The 12,176-nt window shown below is 55.8% G+C and carries 11 protein-coding genes; 3 read left to right on the top strand and 8 right to left on the bottom strand.

All coding sequences use genetic code 11. The annotated features are described in order from the left end of the window. Positions 1-51 precede the first annotated feature (51 nt). Both DSD31_RS11305 and DSD31_RS11300 read right to left on the bottom strand, forming a co-directional pair. Positions 52-831, bottom strand: coding sequence for an SDR family oxidoreductase (locus DSD31_RS11305; RefSeq protein WP_004862782.1), 780 nt, complete (start codon positions 829-831; stop codon positions 52-54). Further along, positions 824-1,141: a nuclear transport factor 2 family protein gene (locus DSD31_RS11300; RefSeq protein WP_004862785.1), complete on the bottom strand. Its 318-nt coding sequence runs from the start codon at positions 1,139-1,141 to the stop codon at positions 824-826. The genes DSD31_RS11305 and DSD31_RS11300 overlap by 8 nt, the downstream gene beginning before the upstream one ends. A gap of 102 nt (positions 1,142-1,243) precedes the next feature. Between DSD31_RS11300 and DSD31_RS11295 the strand changes: the two genes are divergently transcribed. Continuing rightward, a complete protein-coding gene (locus tag DSD31_RS11295) occupies positions 1,244-2,149 on the top strand; it encodes a LysR family transcriptional regulator (protein ID WP_032716407.1) in 906 nt (301 codons plus the stop codon). Positions 2,150-2,176: 27 nt separating this feature from the next. Here DSD31_RS11295 and gcvA read toward each other — a convergent pair whose 3' ends face one another. Beyond that, positions 2,177-3,082: a transcriptional regulator GcvA gene (gene gcvA, locus DSD31_RS11290; protein ID WP_032716408.1), complete on the bottom strand. Its 906-nt coding sequence runs from the start codon at positions 3,080-3,082 to the stop codon at positions 2,177-2,179. A gap of 241 nt (positions 3,083-3,323) precedes the next feature. Here gcvA and DSD31_RS11285 point away from each other — a divergent pair, with 241 nt between their 5' ends. Both DSD31_RS11285 and DSD31_RS11280 read left to right on the top strand, forming a co-directional pair. Further along, positions 3,324-3,932 (top strand): glutathione S-transferase family protein, encoded by a 609-nt coding sequence (locus DSD31_RS11285; RefSeq protein WP_032724246.1) that lies wholly within the window; start codon positions 3,324-3,326, stop codon positions 3,930-3,932. A 237-nt stretch (positions 3,933-4,169) separates the two neighbouring features. Next, on the top strand, positions 4,170-5,780 hold the full coding sequence (locus tag DSD31_RS11280; protein WP_048025220.1) for an FAD-NAD(P)-binding protein: 1,611 nt from the start codon (positions 4,170-4,172) through the stop codon (positions 5,778-5,780). Between the two features lie 9 nt (positions 5,781-5,789). Here DSD31_RS11280 and DSD31_RS26330 read toward each other — a convergent pair whose 3' ends face one another. The 5 genes from DSD31_RS26330 to DSD31_RS11260 all read right to left on the bottom strand — a co-directional run bounded on the left by DSD31_RS26330 (position 5,790) and on the right by DSD31_RS11260 (position 11,746). Beyond that, positions 5,790-5,939 (bottom strand): hypothetical protein, encoded by a 150-nt coding sequence (locus DSD31_RS26330; RefSeq protein WP_004862804.1) that lies wholly within the window; start codon positions 5,937-5,939, stop codon positions 5,790-5,792. A gap of 264 nt (positions 5,940-6,203) precedes the next feature. Next, positions 6,204-6,998: an MBL fold metallo-hydrolase gene (locus DSD31_RS11275; RefSeq protein ID WP_004862807.1), complete on the bottom strand. Its 795-nt coding sequence runs from the start codon at positions 6,996-6,998 to the stop codon at positions 6,204-6,206. Positions 6,999-7,172: 174 nt separating this feature from the next. Further along, positions 7,173-7,808, bottom strand: coding sequence for a carbonic anhydrase (locus tag DSD31_RS11270; protein ID WP_004862810.1), 636 nt, complete (start codon positions 7,806-7,808; stop codon positions 7,173-7,175). Between the two features lie 212 nt (positions 7,809-8,020). Next, entirely contained in the window at positions 8,021-9,670 is a 1,650-nt protein-coding gene (locus tag DSD31_RS11265; RefSeq protein WP_032716412.1) for an OFA family MFS transporter, read from the bottom strand. 297 nt (positions 9,671-9,967) lie between these two features. Then, positions 9,968-11,746 (bottom strand): sigma-54 interaction domain-containing protein, encoded by a 1,779-nt coding sequence (locus tag DSD31_RS11260; RefSeq protein ID WP_015584180.1) that lies wholly within the window; start codon positions 11,744-11,746, stop codon positions 9,968-9,970. Between the last annotated feature and the right edge of the window lie 430 nt (positions 11,747-12,176).

The following is a 12,176-nucleotide window of genomic DNA, read 5'->3' as shown; positions in this document are numbered from 1 at the left end:
ACTGAGTGAGGAGAAAACCTTTCGCCGCGCCTTGCCAGTCCGTGGTGATGGTTAAACCGTCGGTACGGTTCCACCATCAATGAGGTATTCTGCCCCGGTTATCGATGCCGCCCGGTCGGAGGCTAAAAACGCAATCAGATTGGCCACCTCTTCGGGTTGCGCCGGACGACCGAGTGGAATTCCGCCTAATGAGTCCATGATGATTTGTTTCCCTCGCGCATACTCAACCCCCTGCTGCTGCGCGAGCCGCTGCGCAAATCTGACCGCCGCCTCGGTTTCAATCCAGCCGGGGGCCACGCTCAGAACACGAACGCCCCTGGGGGAAACCTCTTTCGACAGGCTTTTACTGTAGGTGGAGAGCGCGGCTTTTGCCGCGGCGTAGGCCGTGGTTGACTCCGGCAGCGGCATCCTTCTTTGGATTGAAGAGACGTGGATAATCACCCCCTTCCCGCTGTTGAGCATGAGGGGAAGCAGTAGACGATCCAGCCTGAGGGCAGGGAAAAGGTTGAGATCCAGCTCCTGCTGCCACAGCTCATCGCTCAGCGCGGCAAACCCACCTGCCGGGGAGGAAGAACCGCCCAGCATATGAACGATAATATCAACGCCGCCCAGCTGCTCCTGTACCTCCGCGGCCAGCAGAGCGCACCCGCTCGCCGTGGCGAGATCCGCCGTCACAAAGAGCGCATCAACAGGAGCGTCCGGCGGATGGCGAGCGCAGGTTAACACTCGCGCCCCCAGCTGGCGAAACAGCGCCACGGTTGCCGCCCCGGCCCCTTTGGTACCCGAGGTAATCAGAACGCGCTTTCCTTCCAGCGCCAGAAAATCACTCATCACCGATCTCCAGCTCATCGATCTGCCCTGCCGTCAGGCGAAATACATAGCTAAGGATGACCGGGCTGCCGGGAAAATTTCCGCTGACGTTGGCGCGCACCTTTACCCTGGCGCCCTGCGTTATCGTCTCAATAGGTTCGGCGACATACCGGTATTTTTGTCTGGCGGCAACCCGCCACTCGCGGATGGCCTGCCGTCCGCGATAGGTATTCCCTTCATCTTTCACCACCGCATCCGGGGTGAAGGCGCTGACAACGCGCTCCAGATCTTCAGCGGCAAAAAAGGCCTGTACTGCTGATGGCGTATCCATAGTGAATCTCCCGTGATTAAACGCTACGGCTTAACTTTAAGAATCCTTTATAATTTAAACAATCAGGACAAACCGGGATGCCATGATGAAGGAAATGGGATAATGTCGCGAATCACGCTAACGGATTTAGATGCCGTTATGGCCATCGCCCGACGAGGGACCTTTCGCGCGGCGGCGATCGAGCTGGGGGTATCAACCACCGCATTGAGCCATATCATCGCCAGATTTGAAGCCGAAATGGGCGTACGTCTATTTAACCGGACTACCCGCAGCGTGGGGCTCACCGACGCCGGTCGCCTGTTTATCGATAACATCGGTCCGTCGCTGCAGGGCGTTCATCAGGCCCTTGAGGTTGTCCGCTCCCGCAGCGAAACCCCTTCTGGCGTCCTGCGCATCAATACGCCTCCGTTTGCCGCCCGGACGCTTCTCTCCCGGGTCGTGCTGGAGTTTTTGCACCGCTATCCGCAAATGCAGGTGGATATCGTCACCGATGGCCGGCTGATCGACATCGTTGCGGAAGGCTTCGATATGGGAGTACGGGTCGCCAGCCTGATACCGGAGGATATGATCGCACTTTCCCTCGGCAAACCTCAGCGCTATGCCGTGGTGGCTTCTGCGCAGTATCTTTCGCACCATAAGCGGCCTGAAACCCCCGCAGATCTGCTCAATCATCCCTGCATCCGGGTGCGTCTGCCCGATGGTTCCCTCTATCGCTGGCATCTTGAGAAGCAAGGAGAAACGGTACAGGTCGATGTCCGCGGGCAGCTGACGCTGGATGAGGCGTCGCTGGCGCGGATTGCGGTGCTGGAAGATGCGGGAATAGGTTTCTTTCTTGAACAGGATGTCATCGAGGATATTGAGGCCGGCCGGCTGATTCGTTTACTGGACGACTGGACGCCCCCTTTTCCCGGCCTGTGTCTGTATTATCCCGGCAGACGTCACCCCTCCGCCGGGCTGGCCGCCTTTCTGGCGCTGGTGCGGGAATTTGCCCGATCCGCCGGCCGTTGAGCCCCGCTGGCAAGCGCCGGTACAATGCTATCGCGGCGCCGGCAAATCTTCCCGCTGGCGCCAGGCCGCAAGTTCTTCATTCAGCCAGGCGATGAACAACGAGACCTCCGTTTTCTTTTCACTTTGCTGCGGGGTGACCAGCCAGTACGGCCAGGGATAAGGCGCAGAACAGGCGGTGACCTGGACCAGCTCTCCTCGATCGATCGCGCCCTGCACCAGGGAGCGCCGCTCCAGCGCAATGCCATTGCCGAGTCGCACGGCTTCCAGAACCAGATTCGAGTCGTTGATACAGAGTCCGCCGGCGACGATCTCACGCTCCAGCCCGGCCTTCAGGCACCAGGTTTTCCAGGATTCCATCGAAAATAGAATCTTACTCGCCGCCACCTCTTGCGGCGTTGCCGGCAGCGCGCCGCCGTTGTAATGCGGCGCGGCCACCACAATCAGCTCATCGGCAAACATATAGCGGCTTTCCAGCCCTTCCCAGTCGCCTTTCCCCATGCGAATGGCGATATCCACCGCCTCCTGCTGCATGTTGGTGACCGTCAGACTGGCCAGCAGCCGCAACGTGATATGGGGATAGCTGGTGCGAAAGCGATCCAGGCGCGGCAATAGCCAGTGGCAGGCAAAAGACGGTACCGTGGCCAGGGTTAACGTCGTCGTCCGCGGCTTAACGTGGACCAGACGAGTGGCATCCGCGATATGTTCCAGCGCCTCGCGGACATGCATCGCATACAGTCGCCCCTCTTCGTTAATCTGCACTCCGCGTCCGTGACGCGTAAACAATCTCACGCCGAGCATCTCTTCCAGCACTTTAATTTGCTGACTGATTGCCGAATGGGTGACATGCAGCTCTTTCGCCGCCTGCGTCACGCTCCCAAGTCGGGCAACGGCCTCAAAGCTCCGTAAACTGGCGATCGGTGGGTAATCCGACATGAAGCAGCTCCTTATATTCCGGCTCCAGGAGGTCAACGTTACCCTGGTCCAGGAGGGTAAACCTCGGGCGACAATACCGGTCAGTCATTCTGACATCTCAGGTAAGAAATGCGTAATATTCGTTATCGCCAATCTGGCGTAATGTCTCTCTGCAGCCAGGGGCAATGCGCACGGTGATATCCTTCCTGGCGCACCTTGATTGACCCGGCATTCTCCTTTCAGAGACAGGAAAACAGGAATCATGATGAAACTCATTGGCATGTTGGACTCCCCTTACGTGAGGCGCGTCGCGGTATCTCTGGCGCTGTACGGTGTCGAATTTGAACACCTGCCGCTGTCGGTGTTTAGTGCCGTTGAACCCTTCGCAAAATTCAATCCGGTGGTCAAGGCGCCTACGCTGATTCTGGATAACGCCGTTCGGCTGATGGACTCCACGCTGATCCTTCATTACTTCGAATCTCAGGCAGATTTGCAGCGTAAATTGCTCCCCGCCGCCGGCCCTGCGCTGGCCGAAGATCTTCAGACGCTGGGATGGATTCTGGCTGCCAGCGAAAAAGCCGTACAACAGGTTTACGAACACCGCTTACGGCCGCCAGAGAAACAGTATCAACCGTGGATTGAACGCATCACCTGGCAGTTACTGTCTGCCTGCCGGGAATGGAACGCCGCGCTGGAACGCCGGGCGCTCAACACGCCGCTCGATCAGGTCTCGGTAACCAGCGCCGTGGTATGGACCTTTATTCAGGCGATGATCCCCGAGGTGGTGAAGGCCGATGACTTCCACTCAATTCGTGCCCACAGCGAAATAGCAGAAGCCCATCCGGCCTTGAAACAGTTTCCTTTTCCCTGATCGATATAACAGCGGAAAACTTTTGCGGGGCACAGAGGCCCCTTTTTTATTGCCCGCCAGCCGACAGCCGGGAGCGACGTACAGACCGCATGCATCCAGCTGGCTGGCGCCGGGGTTTTCGACCACACTTAAACCCGACTCCCGCTGCTGAACCTAAGGCGCCGATCGCTTTTCCCGGTTGACCGTCCGGCAGGCGGGAAACGGCAATGGAAGAACGTTTATCACGGGTGATGATGCATGAAGAAAATTGCGATTATCGGCGCAGGCCCCACCGGGATTTATACTCTTTTTTCCCTGTTAAAATATCCGGAGCCGCTGGCGGTGACGGTCTATGAGCAGGCGAGTCAGGCCGGCGTCGGCATGCCATACAGCGACGAAGAAAACTCGCGCATGATGCTGGCCAATATCGCCAGTATTGAAATCCCACCGATCCTCTGTCCCTATATCGACTGGCTGAAACAGCAAAGCGAGGAGCACCTTGCCCGCTATGGCGTCAGCTATGATTCGCTGCATGTTCGCCAGTTTCTTCCGCGTATCCTGCTTGGCGAATATTTTCGCGACCAGTTTATCGGCCTGACAGCCAGAGCCAGACAACAGGGTTTCTCGCTGACGGTGCATGAATCCTGTGAGGTCACCGACCTGCAGGCCACGGCAGAAGGCGTCAGATTATGGGCACAAGGTGAGTCGGCGGCGGAACGTTTCGATCTTGCGGTCATCGCCACGGGCCACGTCTGGCCCGCTGACGAGGAGTCCACCCGTACCTTTTTCCCCAGTCCGTGGTCCGGCCTGATGGATGCCGAGATCCCGGCATGCAGGGTCGGTATCATGGGTACCTCGTTGAGCGGTATTGATGCCGCGATGGCCGTGGTGGTTCAGCACGGCGAGTTTGTCGAATCCGCCGCGCGCTCGCTGCAGTTCAGGCTCAATCCGGCCAGCAAAGCGCTGAATATTGTCCTGATGTCGCGCTCCGGCATATTGCCGGAAGCGGATTTTTACTGCCCGATTCCCTATGAACCGCTTTCGGTGGTGACGCCTGACGCGCTGGAAAAGGCGATTGCCGCCGGTTCAGAGGGTTTACTTGACCGCGTTTTCCGGTTGATGGCAGAGGAGATCGAGCGCGCCGATCCGCAATGGAGTGCCGGTATCGCCCTCCCGACGCTGAACGCCGATAGCTTCAGCGACGCGTGGTTTCGTGAACGACACCAACATGACCCGTTTCACTGGGCGCAGGCCAATCTTATGGAAGTCGAGCGCAACAAGCGCGAGAAATACACCGTTCCGTGGCGCTATGTCATCCTCCGGCTGCATGAGGCCGTGCAGGAAATGGTCCCGCATCTGGATGCGCGGGATAGTCAGCGCTTTAGCGACGGGCTCGCCCGGGTGTTCATCGATAATTACGCCGCTATTCCGTCAGAGTCGATCCGCCGCCTGCTGGCGCTTCGCGAAGCCGGAGCGCTCCGCATTCTCGCCCTCGGCGAGGATTACCAGATGGCGATCGAAGAGGACAAAACGGTGATTACCACGCGGGAAAGCCGGGCCACCTATGATGTCTTTATTGATGCACGCGGGCAAAGAGCGCTAAAAACAAAAGATCTGCCCTTCCCGACGTTACGGGAGCAGCTGCAGGCCACCGGCGATGAGATCCCGGACGTGGGGGACGACTACACGTTACAGGAGCCTGCGGAGGTACGAGGCCGCGTGGCGTTCGCGGCGCTGCCGTGGTTAATGCATGATCGGCCTTTTGTGCAGGGTATTACCGCCTGTGCCGAGATGGCTGAAGCCATGGCCGGCGCCATTTCCCGTCCGGCGTCCCGTCGCCGCAGGCGTTTGCCGCAGACCGATCTGTGACGATCAATCTTAGCGCTGCCCGGGATCCGGGTGAAAAGGATCTTTCTTATGGTCCTCGCTATCATCGCGTTTACGCGGTATTTCCCCCTGTTCGCGCGGGTCGTCTTTTGCCGGGCGACTCCCGCGCTTTGCGGCGTCATTTGCCATCAATCGTCTCATGTATACCTCCGGTCGCGACGTGGATGATTGCGGTGGCTGATAAGCCGGCGCAGGAAAAAGTCCTGTGCAGGTTCCTCAACCGGCCTTATAAAGCCTGGTTGCCAGGACAAGTTTTCACCAGCGAAAAGATTTGCGCCTGCTCCTTCGCCTCAGGCCAGGTCTGGTGTTCGGATGGCGGCGACGGGGTGTGGTAGCGGCCCTTTTCGGCAATGGGCGGCGATGAGCGGCCTGTGCAAAAGGGCCTCTCATCGCGATTAACAGGCGTCATCCACGCAGGCAGGCGAGATATTTTTGTGCGGAACGCTGTACCCTTTCATGCGCGTTGTTCAGCATATTTTGCCCGGCGAAGGCTCCGTACAGTCTGGCAAACCGCACGCCGGCCAGGCGCTGCATGATGTTTTCAATGACCGACGCGGGCAGCGGCAGCATATTCGGGTAGCTCCACATAAAAGAGACCGCATCCGCACCGGGAGTCACCTGCAGGATGTCGCCCACCAGCAGCGTGCCATCGCCCTCGCGCCAGTGTAGAACGGTTCCCCCGGCGAAGTGGCCGCCCAGTCGCAACAGCTGCACCGAGGGCCATAGCTCAAACGCATCGCCTTGCCACAGACGAATCGCCGGGCTATCGCGCACGATCCACTCACTGTCGCTGGCATGCAGATAGACTGGCGCGTCAAAGGCGGCCGCCCAATCCTGCATGGTGGTGTAGTAATGAGGATGGGAAATCGCGATGGCATCAATACCGCCAAGCGCAGCTATCAACGCCATCGTGGCGGCATCGAGATTGGCAATGCAATCCCACAGAATATTGCCCTGCGGCGTTCTGAGCAGAAACGCGCGTTGGTTGATAGCGAACCGGGGAACGGTTTTAAGGCTAAACAAGGTGTTGTCATGCTGTTGCCAAGCGTTGGTATGATGGCTGATGAGATCCTCGAAGGCTACCCACGCCTGTCCGCTGACCGGGACATACTGGCGTTCATCGTCACAAATCTTGCAGCGTAAGATGGGTGTACTTCTTTCGTCATACGACGTGCCGCACGTTTTACACAGCTTAATCATTATTCCCCTCCTGCACGATGGTAAAGCAGTCATGAGTATGGCAGATGCGCGGCGACGGCCGGTGATTCCAAAGATGACAGGAAAGCCACAGAGGGGAGAACAGGAATAAGAACGGGAGGACGAGTCAAAAACGGTACGCTGAGATACAGGGCTTCCCTGCCCTGAAGAGAGAAATTACTCGAAGTAGACGGCCGGGTTCTCCGACAGCGATACAAAGGTTTTGGTGTTCTTATCCAGCGCGCCAATCGCCCCGCTTTCGATATCGTAAACCCAGCCGTGCAGGCGCAGCGCCTTATCACGCAGACCGACGGCAACCGACGGGTGAGTTTTGATGTTGTTCAGCTGTGCGATAACGTTTTCCCGCACCATCGCATTCACTTTATCGATTTCACTGTTCCAGGTGCCTTTTTCGACCACCGCTTTTGCGGCATCGGCATAGCGCAGCCAATGCGCCACTGCCGGCATCGGATCCAGACACTGGCAGGTCGCAACCGCAGTCATCGCGCCGCAGTTGGAATGGCCACAGATGACAATATCGGTGACGCCCAGGGCAACAACGGCATATTCGATAGTCGCGGACACGCCGCCCGGCTCTGGTCCGAATGAGGGCACGATATTCCCCGCGTTACGAATGACAAAGAGCTGTCCAGGTTCCTGCTGGGTCACCAGTTCCGGTACCAGGCGGCTGTCAGAACAGGAGATAAACAGCGCTTTGGGATTCTGGCTGGAGGCCAGGCTACGGAAGAGCTCTTTACGCTGCGGGAAGATCTCTTTCTGGAAGTTGAGGAAACCCTCAATGATATGTTGCATAGCAGTGTCTCTTTTCTCGGTATGAATTACGGTATGACAAAGATCACAGTTTGTCAGTGTATCACCGCAGCAGAGAATAGGAATCGTTATTCAAATGGAATCTATATGTTGCAGCCCCGATCGTTTCTGCGGGGCTGTGACAAAATACAAGGGATCTCACGCCTCAGACAGCGCAACGGTTGCGTTCAGTCGGTACGTGCACTACCTCCTCGCTAGATGAAGAATTTTATTGCCTGTTGCATCGTCGTGCCTATTCCCCACAGCAGCGGTAGCCCCACAGCAAACCAGCTTAACGTTAGCAGCACAACGGAGGGACGGGCCTCCCATGTCAATTGCGCGTTGGCATTAATGGTATACATGCCCTTAGCCTGCTGCTGCTGTTCGGCGGTCATGGCATATTTTTCCGCAATCGGGCGCACAAGCTGGTTGCAGATGAAACCCATAACCAGTAATACCGTCAAGACCAGCAGCGTAATATCATAGATCCGTGCCGGGGCGATGCCCTGCGCCAGCTGATATTCTCGCAGGTAATTCACCAGCACCGGGCCGCTAATGCCGGCAGCGGACCAGGCGGTCAACAGACGACCGTGAATCGCTCCGACCATCTGAGAACCAAATACATCGGCCAGATAAGCCGGAATGGTGGCAAAGCCGCCGCCATACATCGAAATAATGACGCACAGCGCGCAGACGAAAAGCGCCACATAGCCACCGTGATTGGTCAGCGGCAACGTCCCGTATAACAACGCCCCCAGCAAAAAAATTAAGGCAAAGGTGGTCTTTCTGCCGCACAGATCCGACACCGAAGCCCAGAAGAAACGCCCCAGAATATTAAACAAACTGAGCAGGCCGGTGAATCCGGCGGCCATCGTCGCAATCCGCTTCAGCTGTTCGCCACTTAATTCATTCCAGCTCAGGTCCTGCGAGAGTAGCTTTCCGGCAAAAATCTCCTGCAGCATGGGCGATGCCATACCCAAAATGCCGATACCGGCGGTGACATTCAACCACAACACCAGCCACAGCAGCCAGAACTGGGGCGTTCGCCACGCCACGCTGACATGCACCTGTATGGTGGAATGATTACGCATCACCTTTTGCGCTTTCTCCCCCGAGGGATGCCAGCCCATCGGCGGCAAACGGTAGCCAAACGTACCGCACAACATAAACAGCGAGTAGATCCCCGCCAGCGCCAGGATACTCTGCCAGACGCCGTTTCCTTGCGGGCCGGCAAAAAAGTTCATCAGCCAGTTTGCTAACGGCGCGCCGACCAGTGCCCCGCCGCCGAAGCCCATGATCGCCATGCCAGCAGCCATCCCGCGCTTGTCCGGGAACCAGCGCAGTAACGTAGAAACCGGCGATATGTAGCCCAGTCCCAGGCCAATACCACCAATCACTCCGGCTCCCAGCCAGAGTAGCCACAGTTGATGACTGTAAATGGCGAGAGCGGAGAGCAGCAACCCGCCGCACCAGCACAGCGTCGCGACGAGACTCACCAGTCGCGGACCGACTTTTTCCAGCCAGCTTCCCCAGAGTGCCGCGGCGCAGCCAAGGAAAACAAAAAACAAGGTATAGGTCCAACCCAGCAGCGAAATTTTCCAGTCACATTCTCGGGTAAATAGCTGCTGCCAGAATGACATCTCAGCCGGACACTGCAGGGGGTGTGTACCGCCAATTAACTGCGACATTGGCAACCAGAAGACGGAAAAACCGTAAGCCATGCCGATGCATAAATGCACGGCTAACGCCGCCGGTGGCACCAGCCAACGGTTAAATCCGGGGCGAGCAATGATGCGAGACTTAGCAAAAAATGGTGTTATCGGTGATACGGCTAAGGGAGGTGTATTCTCATTTAGTTGCGCCATAATCCTGTCCTTATCATGTTTGCTAACCGGCTACCTCAGCAGCCGAAGACAGGGTTACAAAGCAATAATGACGCCACCTGGTTAAAAAATAGACAAAAATGCAGACTGAAGCGAGCAAGCACTGCCTGCTGTTGGTCTCATAGACAGAAGCGATAGCTTTACCGGCAGCAGTGAATGCGTCAAACCTCAAGCCTGAGTCAGGAAGAGATGATTTTGATAATTACCGCTCTCAGAGTGATAACCCGCCGCCGCTCCGCCATACGTTTAGCATAAGGGCTATCCTTGTCCGTTCAAGAATCAGATGCCAATCAGCTCGTACTTTTTAATTTTGCGATACAGCGTGGCAATGCCAATTCCCAGCTCATCCGCCGCCTGTTTCTTATTGCTGTAGCGAGTCAAAGCGTCGCGAATCATCTGTTTTTCCATCGCTTCCAGCGCCGTGCTCCCTTCTTCCTCTTTAACCTCCGCCATCTCGCCAGGCAGGCTGGCATCCCGCCCGGTGGTTTTACCGCTGCAGATTAAGTTTGGCGGAAGCAATGACGCATCAATCACCTCACCCGATGGCACAACGTTGACCAGGTACTCCATCAAATTGCTCAGCTCGCGGATATTGCCAGGCCAATGATAGCGCTTAAGCAAACCGATGACCTCGGGAGAGACGCCGGGATAGACCAGCTCAAGACGGCGGGTATGCAGCTGCAGGAAATGGTGAATGAGCAGCTCGATGTCATCCTGCCGCTCGCGTAGCGGCGGTAACCTTAACGGAATCACGTTAAGCCGGTAATAGAGGTCCTCACGAAATTTACCCTCGGCGATAAACTGCGCCAGGTTTTGGTTGGTGGCGGAAATAATGCGGATATCGACCGGAACCGGGTGACTGGCCCCTACCGGCTGGATCTCACGCGACTCAATTGCTCTCAGCAGCTTTGCCTGCAGCGTAAGGGGCATATCGCCAATCTCATCGAGAAACAGCGTACCGTGATTCGCCGCCTGTATCAGCCCGGGTTTACCGTTGGCCGACGCGCCGGTAAATGCCCCTTTTACGTAACCGAACAGCTCGCTCTCCAGCAGCTGTTCGGGGATAGCCGCACAGTTGATGGCAATAAACGGCTTTGCCTGTCGGTCGCTCAGCTTATGAATGGCGCGGGCGACAACCTCTTTTCCGGTCCCGCTTTCGCCAGCAACCATCACGCTGGACGGACCACGCGCTATGCGGCTTATCAGTTTTTTCAACTGACGCATCGGGCGACATTCGCCAATCAGCTGCTCAATCTGCGGCTCGTCCTGCGCCGCACTGAAATCCGTCGTGGCGTGCGATTGATGAAAAGCCATTAAGAATAGCCACTGATCCTGAACAGCATGCAGCTGCCCGATAATAAGTTCTTTCTTGTCATCAAAGGAGATCACATGCTGCATATGGCCGCGCACAAAATTATGCTCAAAGGTTAACGGACGAAAATTAATCGTTTTGCCGACCATATTTCCCTGATTTACACCAAGAATCTTTAATGCCGTCTGGTTGGCAAATTTTATCTTTTGATCGAGGCTGACCACCAGCACCCCCTGATCCATATTCTCAATCATGGTCAAAAATATTTTTTGAATATTATCGCTACTGCCCTGCCCCTCCAGCAGCCGCGAAACGAATATTGATGAGACATGGCGAACGTAATCGGAGAATTCGTGAAGATTATCTTTAATTCGCTCCTGCTGCTCGCGGGTTAACGCAATAAGGCTAATAACGCCCACACACTGTCCCTGATAAATAACAGGAGTGCCAAGAAACGCTTTTTCTTTGCAACTTTCCTTACTGGCACATCCTTTACAAAGAGGATCAAAACGAGAATGGGTAACAACTTTGTCTTTTTTTGTTTCTATTATGTAACGCAAAAGTCGCGAATCTTCATTCAACTTTTTTCCCAGCAATCTCCCGTACGCGCCTGTTCCGGCGACGCGACAGAGTGTGTTATCGACAATCTCGACCTCAAGCTGAAGCACGCTGGAGAGCATACGAGCAAACCGTTGAATTGTAGGTTGAATTTGCATCAATACGGATAAGGTGTTAGAGGAAATCATAATGAACCCTTACTCTCACTAACCGAAAACTATTTTTATTCTTTCCCGATGATACTACTCCAGGGTTGAACGGAATTGATGCAGATAAAATCCCCTTTTCACTCTTTGACGGAAATATGGAGGCGATATCACATTTTCATATCAATATGAGAATTCGCAGCGGTTTTTTATCAATTTGACGATGAAGCTGTCTCTTCTTCCCCGCTCTGCGGCCGCTGAATAAAAGAAACCGAATGGCAGCCGGCATAACGAAAATGAATCTTATTTACCTCACCCCCTCGAGCACCGATGTTTACGTGATCGTCATCGCATAATCACAGCCATTTATCTCTACGTCAGACTCTTTATCAGGAACTGGCACAGTTATTGTTAGTGAATATACAGCGCTGGCCGTCGCCACTTCACGCTCGCCGCTCCCGACCGCACAGCA

Origin of the sequence: Klebsiella sp. X13 (assembly GCF_003323835.1) — a bacterium.
Classification (GTDB): Bacteria; Pseudomonadota; Gammaproteobacteria; order Enterobacterales; family Enterobacteriaceae; genus Klebsiella; species Klebsiella ornithinolytica.
The sequence above is the reverse complement of the archived record's forward strand: the minus strand, read 5'-3'. Positions and strand labels throughout refer to the sequence as shown.